Origin of the sequence: Rathayibacter sp. AY1A3 (assembly GCF_002930975.1) — a bacterium.
Taxonomy (GTDB): Bacteria; Actinomycetota; Actinomycetes; order Actinomycetales; family Microbacteriaceae; genus Rathayibacter.
In genome coordinates this window covers 55,103-75,534 of record NZ_PSTO01000017.1, presented here as the reverse complement: position 1 = coordinate 75,534, position 20,432 = coordinate 55,103, and the positions used below count along the sequence as shown (strand labels likewise).

The following is a 20,432-nucleotide window of genomic DNA, read 5'->3' as shown; positions in this document are numbered from 1 at the left end:
CGGTGCACCCCGCCCCGGAGGGATCGTTCTCGTCCCGCCGCGACCGCCGCGAAGCGGAGGGGCACCGGCTCCGCACCGCGCCCGCCCGCCGCGGGGCCTCCTTCTTCCGCCCGTCCCCGCGGACGCTGGCGCTCGCCGTCTCCGGCGGGCTCGTCGTCGTGGCCGTCGCGTCGAGCCTGAGCCTCACCGTCGGCACCGGCTCCTCGGCCGAGTCGGCCACCGCGACGCCGTCCGCTGCTCCGACCTCGACCAGCGTCGCCGTGCTCCCCGCGACCACCGCCTCCGCCCGGGTCGTCCTCAGCTCCGTCTCCACCACCTCCGGCACCGTCGCCGGCGGCACGAGCGTGACGCTCGAGGGATCGAACCTGGACTCGGTCGCCACCGTCCGCTTCGGCGAGGCCGAGGGCAGCGTCGCGGTCGACAACCCCGACCAGATCACGGTCACCGCCCCTCCGGCCGACGGCGAGGCAGCGGGCGAGGTCCCGGTCGCCTTCTTCGACGCCGACGGTCAGGCCATCACGTTCGACGCGGTCACCGACTCCGCCGCGGCGGTCACCGTCGACGGGACCCCGGCCGACGCGGTGCAGCCGGCCGTCGACACGTCGGGCGCCGCGGAGGGCACGACGGCCGAGGCCTCGACCGACCTCGCCGCCCCGACCGCGACCGCCACTCCCAGCCCCGCCGCGACCGGCGTGCTCGCCAGCACGAAGGTCGTCGCCTCGGCGATCACCTTCGCCTACACGCCCGACCCGGCGATCGAGGCCGCGAAGGCCCAGGCCGCGCTGGACGCGAGCCGCCTGGCCTCGCAGCTCGACTACCTCTCCACCTACTGGAACGACTACAACTCGGCCCAGTACGGCGTGATCTCGGGCAACGACTGCGTCAATTTCACCTCGCAGTCGCTGATCGCCCGCGGCTGGGAGATGGACGGCGAGTGGAGCTACTCCTCCTCCGGCGGCTACAGCTCCGCCTGGGCGTCGTCGACAGCGTTCAACGCCTACCTCGCCGCGCACCCCGAGCGCGCGACCGCCATCCCCGACTCCGAGCGGAGCCGGGTGAAGCCGGGCGACATCGTCCAGTTCGACTGGGACGGCTCGGGCGACTGGGACCACACGGGCGTCGTGACCAGCGTCGACGGCGACAGGATCCTCTACTCCTCGCACACCGCCGACAACCACGACCAGAGCATCGACGCGGCCTCCGCCGGCCGGATCATGTTCTGGGGCGTCTGACGCTCGACGCACCCGCTCCACGCACGACGACGGGGCCGCCACCGCTGATGCGGTGACGGCCCCGTCGAGGTTCCGGTCAGATCACTTCTTGAAGACGTCCTTGACGTCCTCGCCGACCTTCTTGGTGTGGGCCTTGGTCTGGTCGGCCTGTCCCTCGGCCTCGAGGCGCTCGTTGTCCGTCAGCTTGCCGACGGCCTCCTTGGCCTTGCCGACCAGGTTCTCGGCTGCGTTGCGGATCTTGTCGTCTGCACCCATGAGGGGCTCCTTCTGTTCGGTGTGACCATCCGCCGGCGGGCGCCGGGGAAGCTGCGGGACCGGGGTCAGGCGACCCGGTCCTCCTTGGAGAAGCCGGCCCGGGCGCTCGAGGCGACCTCGAGCAGGACCGGCAGGCGGGCGCCGAGGAGAGTGTCGAGAGCGTCGACCTCCTGGTGCACGGCGTCGACCACGGTGCGGGGCGAGACCCCGCCGCGGGGGAGGACGCGCACCTTCAGCGCGGTCTCGGAGCCGTGGCGGTAGGCCGCGACCGTGACGTCGAGGAGCTCCGTCCGCCCGGCGAGAGCCGTCTCGAGGACGTCCTCCGCGAAGCCGGTCGCGATCTCGATCCCTCCGGCGGGCGTGCCCTCGGCCTCGTCGCGGAGGACGGTGCCGGTGCGGCCGTGACCGTGGGCGAAGGCCATCACCAGCGCGAGGACGATGCCGAGGAGGCAGATCCCGACGACGGCGTAGAGCGGCCACAGGACGGCGGCATCGCTCCAAGCGGTGCCCTCCTCGGGGGAGAGGCGCGAGACCAGGGCCGCGCCCTCGCCGTCGGCGAAGGAGAGGACGGAGTCGCGGACCGGCTGCGAGACGGCGATCAGGACGGCTCCGGCGCTGACCAGCGCGAGCACGAGGCCCACGACGAGCAGGACGAGCCGGTTGACGAAGCGGTTGCTCGTGGTCATCAGATCCTCCCGGAGGTCGAGACGCGGACGGTGGAGCGCGGGGCGGGCTTCGCGCCGATGCGGGCGAGCTCCTCGTCGACGGCGCTCTGCACGGCGTCGCGGTCGACCGCGATGCCGGAGGCGGGGGTCACCTCGACCAGTGCGGTGCGCCGGCCGAGCGAGGCGCGGGTGTCCTCGCGGCGGGAGTGGGCGGCCGTGCGGGCTGCCCGAGCCAGGGAGGAGGCGATCACGCCGTCGTCCACGACCACGGCGAGGCGGTCGTCGTCCACGGTGTGGCGGGCCCGGGCCCCGGGCGCCAGTGCGAGCACCAGAAGGACCAGAGCGAGGACGCCCGCGCCGACGGCCACGCCGATGAGGGCGGGGTTCGCCAGCGACGCGACTCCGACGATCGCGCCCAGCAGGGCGGACGGTGCGGCGAGCAGGGGCGCGGCGCCGAGGATCGCGAGCACCGCCTCCGTGCCGACGTAGGCCGCGACCAGGGCGATGAGCACCAGGACGACGATCTGCGCGGCGGAGCGGGACTTGTGGGTCTCGCGACGGAGGTAGCGGCTGTAGCGGGTGTCGGGCGCCGACGGTGCGGGGCTCATGCGACTCTCCTCGTGCTTCGGGTGCGGGTGCCCGTGACCCGGATGTCGATCCGGCTGACGGTGCGCCCGGTCAGCGCCTCCATGCGGGAGGCGATGCGGGTGCGGTCGCCGTGCAGGCGCTCGAGCAGGGAGCCGCCGGCCGGGGCGGAGCCCGGCTCGACGACGACCGGCGCGATCACCGCGAGGGCGAGGCCGCCCCGGTCGTCGGAGAGGCGGACGCGGATCGCGGAGACCTCCACGCCCAGCTCCTCGTGGACGATCGCCACGGCGGCGCGCTCGATGGAGCGGACGCTGATGGTGACGGTGCCCGCCACCGGCGATGCGGGACGCGTGTCGAGAGCGGTCACAGTGGGCTCCTAGCGGGAGGTGGTGCGGCCGCGGAACACGTCCACGAGGCTGCGCACGTCGAGGGTGCCGTCGGCGATGCGGGCGATCACGACGCCGAGGGCCATGAAGAGGGCGGTGAGGACGAAGCCCCAGAAGCCGAACATCAGGGCCGCGAAGGCGAGGATCGCGCCGACCACGACACCGAGGACGGTGCTGCGGCCGCCGGGGGCGGTGGGCGCGGGGCGCTGGAAGTCGCTCATCGGACGCGGCTCTCGGTGGCCTCGTCGTCCTTGTCGTCGCCGGGGATGTGCACGTCGACGACGGCGACGTTGATCTCGGAGACGGCCATGCCGACCAGCTCGGTGATGGCCTCGGAGACGGCGGCGCGGACGGAGTCGGCGACCTTCTGCATCGGCACGGGGTACTCGACGACGATGGTCACGTCGGCCGCGACCTGGGTCTCGCCGACCTCGACGCTCACGCCCTGGGCGTGGTCGGCACCGCCGACGGCCTGGCGGATCGCGCCGAAGGCACGGGCGGCGTTGTTGCCGAGGGCGAAGACGCCGGGTACCTGGCGGGCCGCGATGCCGGCGACCTTGGCCACGACGCTGTCGTCGATGACCGTGGTGCCCTGGGCGGTGCCGGAGGTCCGGGAGCCGCCGAGGCTCGTGACCGTGTCGACGGAGGTCTTGTCGACGCGGGTGGTGGAGGGGGTGCGCGTGGTGTCGCTCATGAGGTCTCCTGGACGTCTCATCGGCTGCCGTTGCTGAGCAGACCGGGGTCGAAGGCCCGGCGGAAATCCGGTCGGGCTGTGCTTTCATGAGTGAGACGGAGCCCGGACGGCGTTCGTCACGGTGCTCGGTGGACTTTTTCCTGAGCGTCACCTGAGAGGCGGCCCGAGGCCGCGTGAGCGGAGAGGGAGGAGGCGCCGTGCCCGGACTGGAAGCGGCGAGCGACGCGCTGCTCGCCGAGCGCTCCGCCGAGGGCGACGTGCGCGCCTTCGAGGTGCTCGTCAAGCGGCACCAGTCGATCCTCCGCGCCTACGCCTGGCGCCTCACCGGCTCGCAGGCCGACGCCTCCGACGCCGTGCAGAACGCGCTGATCACGGTCTGGGCGCAGCTCCCGCAGCTCAAGGAGCCGGCGAGCGTGCGCAGCTGGATGATGCGGATCGTCAGCCGCTCCAGCGTCGACCTGCTGCGCCAGCGCCGCCCGACCGACGACGTCGACGCCGTGGAGCATCCCCCGGCCCGAGAGCCCGGCCCGTTCGAGGCCGCCGAGCAGAGCGACGCCATGCGGGCTCTCGCGCACGCCCTGTCCGAGCTGCCGGAGTCGCAGCGGCAGTGCTGGGTGCTGCGCGAGGTCGGCGGGGAGTCGTACAACGAGATCGCCGATCACCTCGGTCTCACGGTGACCGCCGTGCGGGGCAAGCTGGCCCGAGCGCGCGAGTCGCTGGTCGTGGCGATGGAGGACTGGCGATGAGGGAGCAGACGCGATGAACGCGGACCAGGGTCCCGGCGACGGGCCGAAGCGCGCGGGGGAGCACGACGTCGTGCTGCCGCCCGCGCTCGAGCAGGAGGCGGACGCTACGGAGCAGGAGGGCGACGGCATCGGCATCGACGAGCTGAGTGACTACCTCGACCGCGGGCGCACTCCGTACGACCCCGCCATCGAGGAGTCGCCGGAGCACCGGCGCACTCTGCGCGCCCTCGAGCGCGTGCGCGCCCTCTCCGGCGCGCTCATCGACGACGACGCCGCACGCCTGCCCGCGCCGGAGGAGAGCTGGTTCGGCTCGATCCTCACCCAGGTGCGCCGCGAGTCGCGGGCCGGACGCGACATCCCGCTGGCGAGCGTCCAGCCCGACGTGGCGCTCACGATCACCGAGGGAGCGGTCCGCGGACTCGTGCGCGAGGCGGGCGACAGCGTCGCCGGCGTGCTGGTCGGCCGCTGCCGCCTGGTCGGCGACATCGCCGAGCCGGGCGCGGAGGTCGTGGTGGAGCTGACGATCTCGGTCTTCTGGGGGGTGCCGATCGCCGAGGCGGCCCAGCAGGTGCGCGAGCGCGTGCACTCGCGGCTGCTGACCCAGACCGAGCTGCGGGTGTCGAGGATCGACGTCCGCGTGGAGGACGTCTACGTCCCCGGGACGGAGGAGTCGTGAGCGGCCTCGAGGCGGCGGCCCCGGTCGATCCGGTGTCCGCGCTCGCTGCGGGGCTGCGCGCCCTGGACGGCGTCGCGACCCTGATGCCGGCCAGGCCCGAGGTGCGCGACGTGCTCGCGCATGCGGCGACGGCGCTGAGCGCGACCGGGATCGTGGTCGAGCCGCTGGGCACCGCGAGCGGCGGCACGTTCGCCGATCCGGTCCTGGTCCGCGTCGCGGGGGACGAGGTGTCCGTGGCCGTCGACCTCTGCGTGACCGCGGAGGCGTCCGCGCCGGACGTGGCGCGCGCGATCGGAGCCGCGGTGCGCGAGTGGTGCGTCCGGGTGCATCCGGAGCTGCGGCCGCGGGTGACCGTCCGGGTCGCCGCGATCGACTAGCCGGATCGGGGAGCGGGCGCGGCTGTCCGCAGGACTGGACGCCCCGCCGCGAGGAGCGGAGCCGGGCCGAGCGGTCCCAGCTTCCCTCCTCCGGAGTGCACCGTGCCGACCGGAGCGACGGTGCTCCGGGCCGCCCGGGGTCGGTGTCCGCTCCGTCCTCCCTGAGGAGCTTCCCCCTCAAGCGCGCTCGGCGAGGAACGCGTCCGTCTCGGCCGCCGTCGGCGCGGACACCGCCGCTCCGGCGCGGGTGACCGAGATCGCCGCGGCCGCGCTCGCCCAGCGGGAGAGGGCGACCAGCTGCTCCGGATCGTCGAGCCGTGCTCCCGTGGCGGCGAGCCGGGCCGAGAAGGCGCCGCAGAAGGTGTCCCCGGCGCCGGTGGTGTCCACGGCCTCCACCCGGAAGGCCGGGGTGCGCACCGGCTCGCGGTCGCGGACCGCCACGACGACGCCGTCGGAGCCGAGGGTGACCAGCACGAGCGGCACCAGCGCGGTGAGGGCGGCGGCGAGCGCGTCGTCGTCGGTGGCGGTGATGCCGCGATCGGCGGCGAGCTCGCGGGCCTCGTGCTCGTTGACGATCAGCACGTCGAGCACCGCCAGCAGCTCCTCCGGCAGCGGGCCGATCGGGGCGGCGTTCAGGATCGACACCGTGCCGCCGGCGCGCGCGGCGCGGGCCGCCTCCGTCACCGTCGCCGTCGGGATCTCGAGCTGCATGAGCAGGGCGTCGGCCGCCGCCACCAGGGCCGACTCCTCTCCGGTCAGCCCGACCAGGGCGGCGTTCGCTCCGGAGTCGACGACGATCGCGTTCTCCCCGCGCTCGTCCACGGTGATCTGCGCGGTGCCGGTGCGGACGTCGCCGCGGCGGGCGCGCAGCTCCAGCGGCTCCTCGCCGAGGACCGCGGCGAGCCGGTCTCCCGCCGAGTCGCGTCCGAGGCTCGTGACGAAGACGGTGCCGGGCTCGGTCCGTGCGGCCGCGACGGCCTGGTTGAGTCCCTTGCCGCCCGGGAAGGTGCTCGCGTCGAGGGCGAGCACCGTCTCTCCGGGAGCGGGGATGCGGGCGACCCGGTGGACGTGGTCGAGGTTGGCGCTTCCGAGCACGAGGAGGGGCATGCCCTCGACGTTAGAGCACGCGCAAGGGGGTCCGCCGCGGGCTCGGCCGCACCTACGGTGGGGGCATGGAAACTCGAATCCTCGGACGCACCGGCGCCCCCGTCTCCGTCGTCGGCCTCGGAACCTGGCAGCTCGGTGCCGACTGGGGGGACGTCGCCGAGACCGACGCCCTCGCCGTGCTCGACGCAGCGGTGGAGTCGGGGGTGACCCTCTTCGACACCGCCGACGTCTACGGCGACGGCCGCAGCGAGCGGACGATCGGCGCCTACCGCGCGGCGCACCCCGACGCGCAGGTCTTCGTCGCCACCAAGATGGGCCGTCGCGCGGAGCAGATTCCCGCCAACTACGTGCTCGACAACTTCCGCGCCTGGACCGACCGCTCGCGCGCCAACCTCGGCGTCGACACCCTCGATCTGGTGCAGCTGCACTGCCCGCCCACCTCCGTCTACTCCGACGACGCCGTCTACGACGCCCTCGACACCCTCGTCGCCGAGGGCGCGATCGCCGCCTACGGCGTCTCGGTCGAGCGCACGGAGGAGGCGCTGACCGCCATCGCCCGCCCGAACGTCGCGAGCGTCCAGATCATCCTGAACGCGTTCCGCCTCAAGCCGCTCGACGAGGTGCTGCCCGCCGCCCGCGAGGCCGGCGTCGGCATCCTCGCGCGCGTCCCGCTCGCCTCGGGCCTGCTCAGCGGCCGCTACACGACCGAGACCGTGTTCGCGCCGGAGGACCACCGCAGCTACAACCGCGACGGCTCCGCCTTCGACGTCGGCGAGACCTTCTCGGGCGTCGACTTCGCGACCGGCGTGGAGGCCGCGCAGGAGTTCTCCCGCCTCGCCGACGACCACGGCCTCGCCCCCGCGGCGGCCGCGCTCGCCTGGATCATCCAGCAGGAGGGCGTCACCTCGGTGATCCCCGGCGCCCGCTCGCCCGAGCAGGCCCGCGCCAACGCGGCCGCCGCCTCCGCCGCGCCCCTCGGCCCCGCCTTCATGGAGGCCGTGAACGCCCTCTACGACACCCACTTCCGCCCCACCGTCCACCCGCGCTGGTAGCCGGCCCCCTCCTCACCGCCGCTGAGTCGCCCGAGAAGGCTCGTTCTCCTGGTCGGGAACGAGCCTTCTCGGGCGACTGAGCGCAGCGCCTAGGAGTTCAGCGCCGCGTCCACGATCGTGCGCGCCTCGGCCTGGACCTCGTGCAGGTGGTCGAGGCCGCGGAAGCTCTCGGCGTAGATCTTGTAGACGTCCTCGGTGCCGGAGGGGCGCGCGGCGAACCAGGCGTCCTCGGTGACGACCTTGACGCCTCCGACGGCCGCGCCGTTGCCGGGCGCCTTCGAGAGCTTCGCGGTGATCTCGGACCCGGCGAGGGTCGTCGCCGCGATCGCGTCGCCGTCCAGCTTGCCGAGGGCCGCCTTCTGCGCCTTCGTCGCCACCGCGTCCACGCGCTCGTAGACCGGGTCGCCGAAGCGCTCGGTCAGCTCGCGGTAGAGCGCCGACGGGCTCTTCCCGGTGACCGCCACGATCTCGGAGGCGAGCAGCGCGAGGAGGATGCCGTCCTTGTCGGTGGTCCAGACGGTGCCGTCGAAGCGGAGGAACGAGGCGCCCGCGGACTCCTCGCCGCCGAAGCCGACCGAGCCGTCGACCAGCCCGGGGACGAACCACTTGAAGCCCACCGGGACCTCCCAGAGGCGCCGGCCCAGCGACTCCGCGACCCGGTCGATGATCGAGGAGGAGACCAGCGTCTTGCCGATCGCCGCGTCCTCGCGCCAGCCGGTGCGGTGGCGGTAGAGGTAGTCGATCGCGACGGCCAGGTAGTGGTTGGGGTTCATCAGCCCGCCGTCGGGGGTGACGATGCCGTGCCGGTCCGCGTCGGCGTCGTTGCCGGTGAGGATGTCGAAGTCGCCGGCGCGCGCGACCACCGAGGCCATCGCGCTGGGGGAGGACGGGTCCATCCGGATCTTGCCGTCCCAGTCGAGGGTCATGAAGCCCCAGGCCGGGTCGACCTCCCCGTTCACCACGGTCAGGTCGAGGCCGTGCATCTCGGCGATCAGCTGCCAGTAGTGCACGGAGGCGCCGCCGAGGGGGTCGGCCCCGATCCGCACGCCGGCCTTCCGGATCGCGTCGAGGTCGATGATGTTCGCCAGGTCCGCGACGTAGTGCGTGCGGTAGTCGTAGGTCTCGACCGCGGAGGGCTCGGCCGAGGTCACGCCGCGGTTGCCGTCGGCGATGAGCTCATTGGCCCGGTCGGCGATCCAGGTCGTCGCGTCGGAGTCGGCGGGGCCGCCGTGCGGCGGGTTGTACTTGAAGCCGCCGTCGCGGGGCGGGTTGTGCGAGGGGGTGACCACGATGCCGTCGGCCCGGTCGGTGTGCGCGGGGTCGTTGTTGTAGCGGAGGATCGCGTGGCTGAGCGCCGGGGTCGGCACGAAGTCGTCGAACTCGTCCACGAGCACGCGGACCTGGTTGCCCACCAGGACCTCGAGGGCGGTGGTGAGGGCCGGGCGGGAGAGCCCGTGCGTGTCGGCGCCGATGAACAGCGGGCCGGTGATGCCCTGCTCGGTCCGGTACTCGACGATCGCCTGGGTGACGGCGGCGATGTGGTCCTCGTTGAAGGCCGTGTCGAACGAGGATCCGCGGTGGCCCGAGGTGCCGAACACCACCTTCTGAGCCGGGTCGGAGACGTCCGGCTTCTTCTCGTAGTACGCCCTCACGAGGGCCTCGACGTCGATGAGATCGGAGGCCTGTGCCGGCTTCCCTGCGCGATCGGTCATGCGGTCCATAGTGGCAGTCCGGCCCCCTCCAGGGGTACCGCGGCTGGCTAGGCTTGCGCCATGCCCGACAGCGCCCCCGAGACCCGTGCCTACAGCTATCTCGGGCCCAGCGGCACGTTCACGGAGGCGGCCCTCGCGCAGGTCCCGGAGGCGCGCGGACAGCTGTGGCGCAGCGTCGCGAACGTGGGGGAGGCGCTGAGCGATCTGGTCACCGGCCGCAGCGACGGCGCGGTGATCGCGATCGAGAACTCGGTCGAGGGCGGAGTGACGGCCGCGCAGGACGCACTGGCGCGGATCCCGGGGCTGCGCATCGTCGGCGAGTACCTGGTGCCGGTGTCGTTCATCCTGGTCGGCCGCCCGGGGAAGAGCCTCGAGGAGGTGCGCACCGTCGCCGCGCACCCCGTCGCCTACGGGCAGTGCCGGGTGTGGCTCGACCGTGAGATCCCCAGCCACGAGCACCTGCCGGCCTCCAGCAACGTCCAGGCCACCGTCGACCTGCTGGGCGGATCTCCCGCGGACGCGGCCATCGCCCCTCCCGGGATCGTCGCCCACCACGACGTCGCGGTGCTGGCGGAGGGGATCGGCGACAATCCGAACGCCGTCACGCGCTTCGTGCACGTCTCGCGCTCGCACGCGCTGCCCGAGCCGACCGGCGCCGACAAGACCAGCGTGATCGCCGAGCTCCCGGCCGACCAGCCGGGCGCCCTGCTCGACATGCTCGAGCAGTTCGCGACCCGCGGGGTGAACCTGAGCATGATCCAGTCGCGGCCGATCGGCGATGCCCTCGGCCGGTACCGGTTCGTCATCGACCTCGACGGGCACGTCCAGGACGAGCGGGTCGCCGACGCGCTGATGGGGCTGCGGCGCTTCAGCCCGAAGGTGATCTTCCTCGGCTCGTATCCGCGCGCTGACCGCCGCCCGGTCACCTCCGTGCGACGCTACGACGACGAGGTGTTCCTCGAGGCCCGCGACTGGCTGCGCGGGATCCTCTCCCACGAGCCGGAGGTCGACGATGACCGGGGACGACGATGACGGGTCGCGACGATGACTGACGACGACGAACGGGTCGACCCGCGCTACGACCCGGCCTTCCAGCGCGGGTTCTCGGGACCGGTGGAGCGTCTGAGAGGCGACGAGCGGGCGTTCGCGAGGCCCGGCTCGGGTGCCGCCCCCGGCGCTCCCGCCGCCACGTCCGGGTCCGCCGCTCGTCCCGCGCTCCCGGAGTCGCGCGTGGTCCGCCCCGGCTCCTCGTCCGTGCCCGGACCGCGCCGCATCATGGCCCTGCCCGACATCGCCGGAGCCGCCGAGGGCCGGCGGTCGCACCGCCTCGGCGCCGAGACCGCGCCCCTGCCGGAGCCGGCCGCCGACCCCGCTCCCGCTGCTCCCGCCGAGCCCGTGCGCGAGGCGCCCCTGCTGCGGAACCCGTGGCTCCTCGTGCTCCTGCTCGCCGGCCTCGCGGGGACCCTGATCGGCCTCGCGCTCCTCTACACCGGCTACTCCTCGCCGCCTCCGCCCTACTACGGCGACTCCGACGTGCCCTCGCCCGCGTGGATCCAGCGGCAGCTCCTCTACTACTCCTGCATCCCCCTGCTGGGCTGCCTGCCGGCGTCGCTGCTGCTGGCGGTCGGAGTGGCCGCGCTGCGGTGGCGCGGCGTCGTCGTGCGGCCCCGCGCCGAGGAGCCGGGCGAGTCCGCGCAGCTCCTCGAGGCCGAGGCTCAGACTCCGGACGCGCCGAAGAGCAGGCCGAGGAGGTAGGTCACCAGGGCCGCGCCGTAGCCGATCCCGAGCTGGCGCAGCGCCCGGGCCAGAGGCGGGGCGCCCGAGAGCAGCCCGACGACCGCGCCGGTGGCGAGCAGGGCGATGCCCACGAGCACGCAGGCGACGACCACCGCGGCGAGCCCCGTCAGGCCGAGCAGGTAGGGCAGCACCGGGATGATCGCGCCCGAGGCGAAGAAGCAGAAGCTCGACAGCGCCGCGCCCATGCCCGTGCCGATCGACTCGTGCTCGTCGACGTCGGGGTCTCCTGCGGGACCGCCCAGCGTGATGGGGGAGGTGACGGCGCCGCCGCGCAGGCCCGTGAAGACGGAGGCGGCACGCGCGTCGGCCTGCTCCTGGGTCATCCCGCGAGCGCGGTAGACCAGGGCGAGCTCGTTCGCGTCGACGTCCAGGTCGGGGACGATGCGGTTCGCGTCGAGGTCCGGGCTGGAGGCCGAGAGCAGCTCGCGCTGCGAGCGCACCGAGACGAACTCGCCCGCGCCCATCGAGAGGGCGCCGGCGAGCAGGCCCGCGATGCCCGTGAACAGGACGACGCCCGTCCCGACTCCGCTCGCTCCCACTCCGAGCACGAGGGCGAGGTTCGAGACCAGGCCGTCGTTCGCTCCGAAGACCGCCGCGCGGAACGTGCCGGAGAGGCGGTTGCGACCGCGCTCGGCGAGCCCGCGGACGACCTCGCCGTGGATCCGCTCGTCGGCGGCCATCGCCTCGGTGGCATCGTCGTCGTCGGCGTAGGGGGAGCGGGCCTCGGCGCGCTGGATCAGGGCGAGGACGAACACGGAGCCGAAGCGGCGGGTGAGGAAGCCGAGGAAGCGCGTGCGGAGGTCCGGGCGGGGCGCGGGCTCCGCCGCGGAGCCGAGCAGCTCCCGCCAGTGCTCCTCGTGGCGGCCCTCGGCCACGGCGAGCGCGAGCAGGATCTCCCGCTCCTCGCCGGAGCGGCGGCCGGCCAGGTCGCGGTACACGGAGGCCTCGGCGAGCTCGTCGGCGAGGTAGCGGCGCCAGCGGCGCACCTGGGCGGGACTGGGGGTGGGGGCGGTGGTCGCCATGCGATCTCCTGGCTCAGGTCCGCCGACCCGCGCGAGAGGACCGGTCAGGACGTGCGTCGACTGACCGAAGGTCTCGTTCGCCCCGGCCGGAGCCGGGGTGGAGCGCCGGGCCCGGATCGTCCCGGACCAGCATGTCGACGCGCCTCGTCGTCCGCTCGGCGGACGGTGGGAACTACTCCCCTTCGCGGGGACCACCGTAGCCGAGATCGGAGGGGAACGCCCGGCCGATCCGTGGGCCGCCGGGCGGACGTCCGCCCGGCCCGGGGCCGGAGCGGCGTCGAGGACGCTCGCGCCGGGTCAGAGCGAGGCGGTCGCCCGGGCGGCGCGGCGGGCCTGGCGCTCGTGCTCGGCGTCCAGGAGCGTGCGCGTGGCGGGGACCGCCAGGAACTCGACCAGGGTGTCCGTCTCCTCGACGATGCGCTCGGCGCGGTCGAGCGGGTCGGTGCGCAGGAGGCGGCGGGCGGCGGACGCGACGTGCGCCGGCTTCGCCGCCAGGGCGCGCACGCGCTCGTCGACGCGACCGGCGAGGTCGGCGCGCGGCACGACCTCGGTCACGAGCTGCCACTCCAGCGCCTCGGCCGCGCGGACCGGGCGGCCGGACAGCACGAAGTCCAGCGCGCGGCGGCGGCCGACGACGCGGGGGAGCGCGGCGGTGACTCCGACGTCCGGGACGAGCCCGACGTCGCCGTACGCGCTGAGGAAGAGTGCGGCGGGAGTCGCGATCACGATGTCGGCGGCCAGAGCGAAGGCGATGCCGGCGCCCGCGACCATGCCGTCGATCGCGCAGACGACGACGGCGCGGCTGTCCTCGAGCAGGCGGATGACCTGGGCGGTCGTGGTCGCGACGTCGCGCAGATAGTGGTCCGGGTGCTCGGACCCCATGATCGCCGAGATGTCGCCGCCCGTGCAGAACGCGCGGCCGGCCGCGGCGATCACGATGACGGAGCAGCCGGCGTCGGCGTCGAGGTCGGCGACGGTGCTCAGCAGCAGTCGCGCGGTGCCGAGGTCGATCGCGTTGAGGGCGTCGGGGCGGTTGAGGGTGATCCGGGCGACGGAGCCGTCGCGCTCGAGGACGACGCCGGGGGTCGCGTCGATGAGGGGGGTGGCGTGCATGGGAGAGCCTTCAGGGGAGCAGGGGTGTCGAACGCGGGGGGACGTTCTCGGGGGATGACTCAGATTCGCAGCCGTCCGCGCGATCGGATGCCTCCTCGCGGCCGATGCTCAGCCGGCCCCGGGGGTACGCGCGGGCGGCGGCCCGTCCCGGCCCTCCTCTACACTGCTGGGGTGATTGATCCCGTACTTCTGCGCGAGAACCCGGACGTCCTGAAGCGCTCGCAGGAGGCGCGCGGCGACTCCGTCGAGCTGGTCGACGAGGCGCTCGAGGCCGACCGCGTGCGCCGTGCGGCGATCACCGAGGCGGAGCGGCTCCGGGCCGAGCAGAACGCCTTCGGCAAGACCGTCGCCAAGGCTCCGAAGGACGAGAAGGCGGCGCTCGTCGCCGAGGCCCAGCGCCTCGCCGCCGCCGCCAAGCAGGCACAGCAGGAGGCGTCCGAGGCCGACGACGCCTTCACCGTGCTGGTGAAGCGCATCGCCAACCCGATCATCGAGGGCGTCCCCGCGGGCGGCGAGGAGTCGTTCGAGCTCGTCAGGACGGTCGGCGAGCGCCCCGTCTTCGACTTCGCCCCGCGCGACCACCTCGAGCTCGGCGAGCTGCTGGACGGCATCGACATGCAGCGCGGCGCGAAGGTCAGCGGCGCGCGCTTCTACTTCCTCAAGGGCCTGGTCGCCCGCCTCGAGATCGCCCTGATGAACCTGGGCCTCGAGAAGGCGCTCGCCGCCGGCTTCACTCCGCTGATCACGCCCACCCTCGTGCGCCCCGAGATCATGGACGGCACCGGCTTCCTCGGCGAGCACGACGACGAGGTGTACCGCCTCCGCGACGACGACCTCTACCTCACCGGCACCAGCGAGGTCGCCCTCGCCGGCTACCACGCCGACGAGATCCTCGACCTCTCCGGCGGCGCGAAGCGCTACGCGGGCTGGAGCACCTGCTACCGCCGCGAGGCGGGCTCGGGCGGACGGGACACCCGCGGCATCATCCGCGTGCACCAGTTCAGCAAGCTCGAGATGTTCGTCTACACCCTCCCCGAGGACGCCGAGGCGGAGCACGCGCGCCTCCTCTCGTACCAGGAGGACGTCCTGCAGAGCCTCGGCCTGCACTACCGCGTCATCGACACGGCGGCCGGCGACCTCGGCCAGAGCGCGGCGCGCAAGTTCGACGTGGAGGCGTGGGTCCCCACGCAGGAGACCTACCGCGAGCTGACCTCGACCTCGAACTGCACCACGTTCCAGGCCCGCCGCCTCGACACCCGCTACCGCACCGAGTCGGGGAGGACGGCTCCGGTCGCCACCCTCAACGGCACGCTCGCGACCACCCGCTGGATCGTCGCCCTCCTCGAGACCCACCAGCGGGCGGACGGCTCGGTGCTCGTCCCCGAGGCGCTGCAGCCCCACCTCGGCGGCCTCGAGGTGCTCGAGCCCGTCGCATGAGCGCGGCCCGCGCCTCCGGCCGCCGCCTCGTCGCCCTCGACATCGACGGCACCGTCATGCACGAGGACGGCACCATCACCCGCGCGGTGACGGACGCGATCACCCGCGTGGCCGCCCAGGGCGACGAGGTGATGCTCGCCACCGGGCGCTCTCCCTCCTCCACCCTGCCGGTCGTCGAGCAACTCGGGATCTCGCCCGAGTACGTGATCTGCTGCAACGGAGCGGTCACGCTCCGCCGCGACGCGTCCGGTGCCTACGTCCCCGAGACGGTCGAGACCTTCGACCCGACGGAGGTCCTCGAGACCATCCGCCGCTCCCTCCCCGACGCGCACTACGCCGTCGAGGACGCGGACGGCGCCTTCTTCTACACCGAGGCGTTCCCGGGCGGTGCCGTGATGGGTGCCGAGACGACCCACGTCCCCTTCGAGGAGCTGCTCGGCCGGCTGTGCACCCGCGTCGTCGTGATCTCGCCCGAGACCGGGATCGAGGAGTTCACCTCTCTGGTCGAGGAGATGGGCCTGCACCAGGTCAGCTACGCGATCGGCTGGACCGCCTGGCTCGACATCGCCCCGCACGGCGTCAACAAGTCCACCGCGCTCGAGGTCGTCCGCGAGGAGCTGGGCATCGAGCGGAGCGACGTGGTCGCGCTGGGCGACGGCCGCAACGACATCGAGATGCTCACCTGGGCCGCCGCCGAGGGCGCAGGGCTCGCGATGGGCCAGGCGCCCGACGAGGTGCGGGCCGTGGCCTCCGCCGTGATCCCCTCGGTCCACCAGGACGGCGTGGCGGTCGCGCTCTCGGCGCTGCGCTGACCACGGTCCCGCGCGCTCGGCGGTTACTATCGGGTGTCGCTCCTGCGGGAGCGGCTGGGAGGGCTGTCCGAGCGGCCGATGGAGCCAGTCTTGAAAACTGGTGGGCGGAAACGTCTCGTGGGTTCGAATCCCACGCCCTCCGCCACGGAGTCCCGTTCTTCGCGTCGCTTCCCGCCGGCGCCTTCCGACGCCCGTCCTGGCGCGCGACGACGGAGGCCTGCCCGCTCTCCTTCGGAACGCGCCAGCCCTCTGTATAGGATTGCGCGACGCCCGGGATCGACGCCCGGCCCTCACCTCCGCACCACTGACGCCTCGACACCGGGAGACGGATGCGCCGCACGGGCCCTTCGACACAGACTCGCGACACTCCGCGCACGCCGCGCCCCTTCGTGCGGCACGGCCGCCAGAAGCGGCACACCCTCGCGCGGACCCTGGTGAAGGGAGCCGCCCTCGTGGGCGGTGTCGGTGTGGTCGCCTCGGTGTCGGTGGTGGCGATCGCGGCGACGCTGATCGTCCAGTCCGTGCAGCCCTCGGTCGACCTTCACCCGGTCGCGGCCGGCTCCAGCGTCGAGGCAGGAGGCGCCCCGGAGATCGGCGCACTGGAGGGCGGCTTCAACGTCCTGGTCGTCGGCAGCGACTCGCGGAAGGGCCAGGGCGACGCCTACGGCGACCCCGACGAGGAGACGAGCGTCCTCAACGACGTCAACATGCTGATGCACGTCTCGGCCGACCACAGCAACGCGACGGTCGTGAGCTTCCCCCGCGACATGTACGTCGACATCCCGGAGTGCGTGAACGCCGCCACGGGTGAGACGATCCCCGCTCGGTACGACACCAAGATCAACGAGGCGATGGGCAGCGACGTCAGCCTCGGCTGCGTGGCGGGGGTCGTCGAGGACCTCATGGGCGTCCGGGTCGACTACGGCGCGGTCGTGCAGTTCAACGGCGTGATCGAGATGTCGAACGCGGTCGGCGGAGTCGACGTCTGCGTCGCGACCGAGATCGCGGACCCCTACACGAACACCTACCTCGAGCCGGGCGTGCACTCGCTCGAGGGCATGGCGGCGCTGCAGTTCCTCCGCAGCCGCCACGGCATCGGCGACGGCAGCGACCTGACCCGCATCAGCAACCAGCAGGTCTTCCTCTCGGCGCTCGTGCGCCAGATCAAGAGCGCGGACACCCTCCTCAACCCGGTCGCGCTCTACGGGCTCGCGAAGGCGGCGCTCGGCAACATGACGCTCTCGACCGGTCTCGACAACGTGAACACGATGGTCCAGATGGGACTCGCGCTGAAGGACGTCGACCTCGCGGACGTCGTCTTCGCGCAGTACCCGACCGGGGCGACTCCGAGCGGAGTGGAGCCGGACCGCGCCGCGGGCGACGTCCTGGCGAGCGCCCTGCAGACCGATCAGCCGATCGCCATCACCGGCGGCACGGGCGCCGGCGCGACCGTGGAGGGCGAGGCGGCGGCCCCGGCCGACACCGCCGCTCCGTCGGGCCCGGCGACCGCGGATCCGCTGGCGACGGCCGAGGCGGCACCCGGCACTCCTGCAGCGACTCCCGAGGACGGATCCAAGGTTGCCCTGCCAGAATCGGTCACCGGCCAGAGCGCCGACCAGCAGACCTGCTCGGTCGGCTTCTTCGGCTGAGCCGAGGGCGGGCGGCACCACGGGTGCTCTCCACCTCGCGCGCTGACTCCGGGACGACACGCGTCCCGCAGCCGAGAGAGAGTACGACCCGATGAGCGAACGCGCGTCCACCCGGACCACAGCAGCACGGCACGGCCGCCTGCGCCGCCCGAGCGGCGTGCGCTTCGCCGCGCGGATCCTCGCGGCCTGCGTGGGCGTCGGCGTGCTCAGCGCGGTCTGCATCGTGGCGATCGCCGCCTCGCTGATCGCCGGGAGCGCGCGTCCGTCCGTCGACCTAGGGATCGACTCGGGCGGAGGCGACGTGCCCGAGATCGGGGCGATCGAGGGCGGCGTCAACATCCTGCTCGCCGGCAGCGACAGCGCCGACGGATCGGCCGCCGGGGCTTACGGCGAGCGTGCCGAGAACCTCAACGACGTCACGATGCTCATGCACATCTCGGCCGACCACTCGACCGTGGAGGTCGTCAGCTTCCCCCGCGACCTCTACGTCCCGATCCCCTCCTGCACCGACCCGGCCACCGGCGCCGTCTCGGACGCGGTGGACTCGGCGAAGATCAACACCTCGCTCGAGGCCGGCGGGCTGGCGTGCACCGTGCAGACGGTCGAGCAGCTGACCGGGCTCGAGATCCCCTACGCGGCGCTCATCCAGTTCGAGGGCGTCATCGAGATGTCGAACGCGGTCGGCGGAGTGGACGTCTGCGTCGCCACCCCGATCCAGGACGAGTACACGGGGCTGAACCTCGACGCGGGCACGCACACGCTCGTCGGCGCCGAGGCGCTGGCGTTCCTCCGCACCCGGCACGGCGTCGGCGACGGCAGCGACCTCACCCGCATCTCGAGCCAGCAGGTGTACCTCTCATCGCTGGTGCGCAAGGTGAAGAGCGCGTCGACGCTCTCGAACCCGGTGAACCTCTACGGCCTCGCGAAGGCGGCCGTCTCGAACATGCAGCTCTCCACCTCGCTCGAGAACGTGAACACCCTCGTGTCGATCGGCCTCGCGGTGAAGGACGTCGACCTCGCGAACGTGGTCTTCGTGCAGTACCCGACCTTCATCGACGGCAACGGCGTGTACCCCAGCGAGGACGCGGCGGCGGCGCTGAACGCGGCGCTCCTCGCCGACCAGCCGATCGCGCTGAGCGGCACCACCGGCGGCGGCTCGCAGTCGACGGGGGAGGAGCCCGGGGCGACCAACGCTCCGGCGGCCACGGAGTCGCCGGCCACCGACGCCCCCGCGACCGACGCCCCCGCGACGAGCGCACCCGACGGGCCGGTCACCCTTCCGAGCGACGTCTCCGGGCAGACCGCGCAGCAGGAGACCTGCACCATCGGCCGGCCCCTGTCGGACCAGTAGGGGGCTTCTCGCCCTCCCGCGGAGGGGCGGGCGCCCGTGTCGCGAGGCCCTCGCGCGTGCGGTTATGATGGTCGTCGTGCGTCCGCCAGCGGGCGCTCGGGAGTCGTCGCATAGTCCGGTCGAGTGCACCACCCTGCTAAGGTGGAGAACCCTTTATTGGGTTCCGTGGGTTCAAATCCCACCGACTCCGCATCGTCCGAAGGCCCCGCTCAGGCGGGGCCTTCGTCGTTCCCGGCGGTGACTGCGCCTGCCGCAGTACCGGCGTCTCCCGGCGGTGCCGGTGTCGCCGCAGTGCCGGGGTCTCGCGGTGCCGGAGCCTTCCGGCCGGTGCTCTGCCGCTCGCGCGCGGCGTCGGCGGCCGATGCGACCCGGCGCCCCGGCCGCCCGGGATCCGCCGCCGATCCGCCGGGCGGGTGCGCTCCCGGAGCGGCTACCCTGATCGGATGCCCAGCCCGATCCTCGACGCCCTGTCCGCCCCTCCCGCGCGGAGGGACGTCGCCTCGATCCGCGGTGCTCTCGCCGAGGTCGCGATCGGCGACTCGGTGCGCGTCCTCGTCCGCTCCCCGCGCTACGGCCTCTACGGGATCGAGGGGGTCGTCCGCCAGGCCGTCGGCGGCGAGCTCGTCGTCGCGGACGTCTTCCTCGGCACGGGGACCGAGATCCAGAGCATCGCCCTGGCTCCGGACGCCGACGAGGTCGGCGGGGAGCGCTCGGCCGAGGGACTCGAGCACGGGGACCCGGTGCGCGTGGCGTTCTCGACTCCGGCGCTCGGGTCGTTCACGATCACGGGCCCGCTGACGGCCGGCGGCCGCGACGGGTTCCTCCTCGTCGGCAGCTGGATCGTCGCGGACGGCGGCGAGCCAGGCCGCCACGTCGACCGCATCGAGCGCCTGACGGACGTCGGCGTGCACGAGAAGCACGTCCCCGGGCGCCGCTCCGCGGTCGAGGAGTAGCCCCTCAGCTCTGGCAGTGCGGGCACCAGTAGGTGACCCGCAGCTGCAGCTCGTCGTCGCCGAGCTCACCGCGCTCGATCGGAGTGCCGCAGCGCCGGCACGGCTTGCGGTCGCGGCCGTAGACCCAGAGCTGCTGGCCCGGGCGCAGGTTGCCGGTCGTCGTGCGCTCGATCCGCTCGCGGTTCACGGTGATGAGCCGCTTCGCGAGCGCGATGGTGCGCACGAGGTCGCCGCTCCCGCCGACCGGGCGCGTGGGCAGCACGCCGCGCAGGAAGCACAGCTCGGCGCGGTAGACGTTGCCGAGTCCGGCCATGATCCGCTGGTCGAGCAGCGCGAGCCCGATCGGCCGCTCCGGATCGGCGGACAGGCGTCGCAGCGCCTCGTCCGCGTCCCAGTCGGCGCCGAGCAGATCGGGGCCGAGATAGCCGACCACGTCCTCCTCGGCCGAGCGCGGGACGATCTCGAGGAGCCCGAGCTCGAAGCCGACCGCCTGCCAGTCCTCGGTCTCGAGGACGATCCGGGCCTGGAACGCCGGCCGGTGCCACTTCGGCCGCTCGCCCTCGCCGCGGGCGTAGAGGTGCCAGCTCCCCTCCATCTTGAGGTGGGAGTGGATCAGCGCGTCGCCGACCCGCATCAGCAGGTGCTTGCCGCGGGGGACGACCTCGTCGATCGTCTCGCCGGTGAGGTCGACCGTCGCGTACTTCGGCACGCGGACGTCGCACCGGGTCAGGACCTCGCCGTCCAGCGCCTCGGCGAGGTTGTGGGCGGATCGGTAGACGGTGTCACCCTCGGGCACGCGGGCTCCCTC

The 20,432-nt window shown here is 73.4% G+C and carries 23 protein-coding genes and 2 tRNA genes; 14 read left to right on the top strand and 11 right to left on the bottom strand.

Going from position 1 to position 20,432, the window contains the following annotated elements; translation table 11 throughout:
- The coding region (locus C5C10_RS09990; RefSeq protein WP_146082150.1) for an amidase domain-containing protein at positions 1 to 1,232 on the top strand (1,232 nt) is incomplete at its 5' end.
- Positions 1,233 to 1,313: 81 nt separating this feature from the next.
- On the opposite strand, the gene C5C10_RS09985 is transcribed toward C5C10_RS09990, so the two are convergent.
- The 6 genes from C5C10_RS09985 to C5C10_RS09960 form a co-directional block, all read right to left on the bottom strand.
- Positions 1,314 to 1,487: a CsbD family protein gene (locus C5C10_RS09985; RefSeq protein WP_104226788.1), complete on the bottom strand. Its 174-nt coding sequence runs from the start codon at positions 1,485 to 1,487 to the stop codon at positions 1,314 to 1,316.
- Between the two features lie 65 nt (positions 1,488 to 1,552).
- A complete protein-coding gene (locus C5C10_RS09980) occupies positions 1,553 to 2,173 on the bottom strand; it encodes a hypothetical protein (RefSeq protein WP_104283206.1) in 621 nt (206 codons plus the stop codon).
- Positions 2,173 to 2,760, bottom strand: a complete 588-nt coding sequence (locus tag C5C10_RS09975) for a DUF6286 domain-containing protein (protein ID WP_104226787.1) — start codon at positions 2,758 to 2,760, stop codon at positions 2,173 to 2,175. Before C5C10_RS09975 ends, C5C10_RS09980 begins: the two co-directional genes overlap by 1 nt.
- Positions 2,757 to 3,107, bottom strand: coding sequence for a hypothetical protein (locus C5C10_RS09970; RefSeq protein ID WP_104329146.1), 351 nt, complete (start codon positions 3,105 to 3,107; stop codon positions 2,757 to 2,759). The genes C5C10_RS09975 and C5C10_RS09970 overlap by 4 nt, the downstream gene beginning before the upstream one ends.
- 9 nt (positions 3,108 to 3,116) lie before the next feature.
- Positions 3,117 to 3,347 (bottom strand): DUF2273 domain-containing protein, encoded by a 231-nt coding sequence (locus C5C10_RS09965; protein ID WP_104224954.1) that lies wholly within the window; start codon positions 3,345 to 3,347, stop codon positions 3,117 to 3,119.
- A complete protein-coding gene (locus C5C10_RS09960; RefSeq protein WP_104226785.1) occupies positions 3,344 to 3,820 on the bottom strand; it encodes an Asp23/Gls24 family envelope stress response protein in 477 nt (158 codons plus the stop codon). The genes C5C10_RS09965 and C5C10_RS09960 overlap by 4 nt, the downstream gene beginning before the upstream one ends.
- 197 nt (positions 3,821 to 4,017) lie before the next feature.
- Here C5C10_RS09960 and C5C10_RS09955 point away from each other — a divergent pair, with 197 nt between their 5' ends.
- From C5C10_RS09955 to C5C10_RS09945, 3 genes are read left to right on the top strand one after another with little or no spacing between them, the layout of a single operon-like run.
- Positions 4,018 to 4,566, top strand: a complete 549-nt coding sequence (locus C5C10_RS09955; protein ID WP_104224956.1) for an RNA polymerase sigma factor — start codon at positions 4,018 to 4,020, stop codon at positions 4,564 to 4,566.
- Positions 4,567 to 4,579: 13 nt separating this feature from the next.
- Positions 4,580 to 5,242, top strand: coding sequence for an Asp23/Gls24 family envelope stress response protein (locus tag C5C10_RS09950; protein ID WP_104329145.1), 663 nt, complete (start codon positions 4,580 to 4,582; stop codon positions 5,240 to 5,242).
- On the top strand, positions 5,239 to 5,619 hold the full coding sequence (locus C5C10_RS09945; protein WP_104329144.1) for a hypothetical protein: 381 nt from the start codon (positions 5,239 to 5,241) through the stop codon (positions 5,617 to 5,619). Before C5C10_RS09950 ends, C5C10_RS09945 begins: the two co-directional genes overlap by 4 nt.
- Positions 5,620 to 5,796: 177 nt before the next feature.
- On the opposite strand, the gene C5C10_RS09940 is transcribed toward C5C10_RS09945, so the two are convergent.
- Positions 5,797 to 6,726 (bottom strand): ribokinase, encoded by a 930-nt coding sequence (locus tag C5C10_RS09940; RefSeq protein WP_104329143.1) that lies wholly within the window; start codon positions 6,724 to 6,726, stop codon positions 5,797 to 5,799.
- Between the two features lie 65 nt (positions 6,727 to 6,791).
- On the opposite strand from C5C10_RS09940, the gene C5C10_RS09935 reads away from it, so the two are divergent.
- A complete protein-coding gene (locus C5C10_RS09935) occupies positions 6,792 to 7,778 on the top strand; it encodes an aldo/keto reductase (RefSeq protein WP_104226781.1) in 987 nt (328 codons plus the stop codon).
- 89 nt (positions 7,779 to 7,867) lie between these two features.
- On the opposite strand, the gene pgm is transcribed toward C5C10_RS09935, so the two are convergent.
- Complete coding sequence (pgm, locus tag C5C10_RS09930; protein ID WP_104226793.1) at positions 7,868 to 9,490, bottom strand: phosphoglucomutase (alpha-D-glucose-1,6-bisphosphate-dependent); 1,623 nt, start codon at positions 9,488 to 9,490, stop codon at positions 7,868 to 7,870.
- 60 nt (positions 9,491 to 9,550) lie between these two features.
- On the opposite strand from pgm, the gene pheA reads away from it, so the two are divergent.
- Positions 9,551 to 10,522: a prephenate dehydratase gene (pheA, locus tag C5C10_RS09925; protein ID WP_104329142.1), complete on the top strand. Its 972-nt coding sequence runs from the start codon at positions 9,551 to 9,553 to the stop codon at positions 10,520 to 10,522.
- Between the two features lie 12 nt (positions 10,523 to 10,534).
- On the top strand, positions 10,535 to 11,245 hold the full coding sequence (locus C5C10_RS09920) for a hypothetical protein (RefSeq protein WP_104329141.1): 711 nt from the start codon (positions 10,535 to 10,537) through the stop codon (positions 11,243 to 11,245).
- On the opposite strand, the gene C5C10_RS09915 is transcribed toward C5C10_RS09920, so the two are convergent.
- Together C5C10_RS09915 and C5C10_RS09910 are read right to left on the bottom strand one after the other, a co-directional pair.
- Positions 11,206 to 12,309: a VIT1/CCC1 family protein gene (locus C5C10_RS09915; protein WP_104224963.1), complete on the bottom strand. Its 1,104-nt coding sequence runs from the start codon at positions 12,307 to 12,309 to the stop codon at positions 11,206 to 11,208. The two genes, C5C10_RS09920 and C5C10_RS09915, sit on opposite strands and share 40 nt — an antisense overlap.
- A 297-nt stretch (positions 12,310 to 12,606) precedes the next feature.
- Positions 12,607 to 13,422 carry an enoyl-CoA hydratase/isomerase family protein gene (locus C5C10_RS09910; protein WP_104238091.1) on the bottom strand — a complete coding sequence of 272 codons (816 nt, stop codon included), beginning with the start codon at positions 13,420 to 13,422 and terminating at the stop codon, positions 12,607 to 12,609.
- Positions 13,423 to 13,593: 171 nt separating this feature from the next.
- Here C5C10_RS09910 and serS point away from each other — a divergent pair, with 171 nt between their 5' ends.
- From serS to C5C10_RS09875, 7 genes are all read left to right on the top strand, one after another.
- Positions 13,594 to 14,859: a serine--tRNA ligase gene (serS, locus tag C5C10_RS09905; RefSeq protein WP_104329140.1), complete on the top strand. Its 1,266-nt coding sequence runs from the start codon at positions 13,594 to 13,596 to the stop codon at positions 14,857 to 14,859.
- Positions 14,856 to 15,671, top strand: a complete 816-nt coding sequence (locus tag C5C10_RS09900) for an HAD family hydrolase (RefSeq protein ID WP_104329139.1) — start codon at positions 14,856 to 14,858, stop codon at positions 15,669 to 15,671. Before serS ends, C5C10_RS09900 begins: the two co-directional genes overlap by 4 nt.
- Positions 15,672 to 15,728: 57 nt before the next feature.
- Positions 15,729 to 15,816 (top strand) — tRNA-Ser (locus tag C5C10_RS09895).
- A 289-nt stretch (positions 15,817 to 16,105) separates the two neighbouring features.
- Positions 16,106 to 17,320 (top strand): LCP family protein, encoded by a 1,215-nt coding sequence (locus tag C5C10_RS09890; protein ID WP_258060525.1) that lies wholly within the window; start codon positions 16,106 to 16,108, stop codon positions 17,318 to 17,320.
- A 91-nt stretch (positions 17,321 to 17,411) separates the two neighbouring features.
- On the top strand, positions 17,412 to 18,671 hold the full coding sequence (locus C5C10_RS09885) for an LCP family protein (protein ID WP_104226775.1): 1,260 nt from the start codon (positions 17,412 to 17,414) through the stop codon (positions 18,669 to 18,671).
- Between the two features lie 99 nt (positions 18,672 to 18,770).
- Positions 18,771 to 18,861, top strand: a tRNA-Ser gene (locus C5C10_RS09880).
- 253 nt (positions 18,862 to 19,114) lie between these two features.
- A complete protein-coding gene (locus C5C10_RS09875) occupies positions 19,115 to 19,624 on the top strand; it encodes a hypothetical protein (protein WP_104233937.1) in 510 nt (169 codons plus the stop codon).
- Positions 19,625 to 19,628: 4 nt separating this feature from the next.
- Here C5C10_RS09875 and C5C10_RS09870 read toward each other — a convergent pair whose 3' ends face one another.
- The gene (locus tag C5C10_RS09870; RefSeq protein ID WP_104226773.1) at positions 19,629 to 20,420 is read right to left on the bottom strand and encodes a DNA-formamidopyrimidine glycosylase family protein; all 792 of its coding nucleotides are present in this window, start codon (positions 20,418 to 20,420) and stop codon (positions 19,629 to 19,631) included.
- Positions 20,421 to 20,432: the final 12 nt, after the last annotated feature.

What these genes read in the sequence shown, in the direction of transcription:
- C5C10_RS09915 (WP_104224963.1), bottom strand. Translation starts at nt 12,309, where the DNA reads ATGGCGACCACCGCCCCCACCCCCAGTCCCGCCCAGGTGCGCCGCTGG.
- C5C10_RS09940 (WP_104329143.1), bottom strand. Translation starts at nt 6,726, where the DNA reads ATGCCCCTCCTCGTGCTCGGAAGCGCCAACCTCGACCACGTCCACCGG.
- C5C10_RS09920 (WP_104329141.1), top strand. Translation starts at nt 10,535, where the DNA reads ATGACTGACGACGACGAACGGGTCGACCCGCGCTACGACCCGGCCTTC.
- C5C10_RS09965 (WP_104224954.1), bottom strand. Translation starts at nt 3,347, where the DNA reads ATGAGCGACTTCCAGCGCCCCGCGCCCACCGCCCCCGGCGGCCGCAGC.
- pgm (WP_104226793.1), bottom strand. Translation starts at nt 9,490, where the DNA reads ATGACCGATCGCGCAGGGAAGCCGGCACAGGCCTCCGATCTCATCGAC.
- C5C10_RS09960 (WP_104226785.1), bottom strand. Translation starts at nt 3,820, where the DNA reads ATGAGCGACACCACGCGCACCCCCTCCACCACCCGCGTCGACAAGACC.
- C5C10_RS09975 (WP_104226787.1), bottom strand. Translation starts at nt 2,760, where the DNA reads ATGAGCCCCGCACCGTCGGCGCCCGACACCCGCTACAGCCGCTACCTC.
- C5C10_RS09950 (WP_104329145.1), top strand. Translation starts at nt 4,580, where the DNA reads ATGAACGCGGACCAGGGTCCCGGCGACGGGCCGAAGCGCGCGGGGGAG.
- C5C10_RS09935 (WP_104226781.1), top strand. Translation starts at nt 6,792, where the DNA reads ATGGAAACTCGAATCCTCGGACGCACCGGCGCCCCCGTCTCCGTCGTC.
- C5C10_RS09885 (WP_104226775.1), top strand. Translation starts at nt 17,412, where the DNA reads ATGAGCGAACGCGCGTCCACCCGGACCACAGCAGCACGGCACGGCCGC.
- C5C10_RS09910 (WP_104238091.1), bottom strand. Translation starts at nt 13,422, where the DNA reads ATGCACGCCACCCCCCTCATCGACGCGACCCCCGGCGTCGTCCTCGAG.
- pheA (WP_104329142.1), top strand. Translation starts at nt 9,551, where the DNA reads ATGCCCGACAGCGCCCCCGAGACCCGTGCCTACAGCTATCTCGGGCCC.
- C5C10_RS09875 (WP_104233937.1), top strand. Translation starts at nt 19,115, where the DNA reads ATGCCCAGCCCGATCCTCGACGCCCTGTCCGCCCCTCCCGCGCGGAGG.
- C5C10_RS09985 (WP_104226788.1), bottom strand. Translation starts at nt 1,487, where the DNA reads ATGGGTGCAGACGACAAGATCCGCAACGCAGCCGAGAACCTGGTCGGC.
- C5C10_RS09980 (WP_104283206.1), bottom strand. Translation starts at nt 2,173, where the DNA reads ATGACCACGAGCAACCGCTTCGTCAACCGGCTCGTCCTGCTCGTCGTG.
- C5C10_RS09900 (WP_104329139.1), top strand. Translation starts at nt 14,856, where the DNA reads ATGAGCGCGGCCCGCGCCTCCGGCCGCCGCCTCGTCGCCCTCGACATC.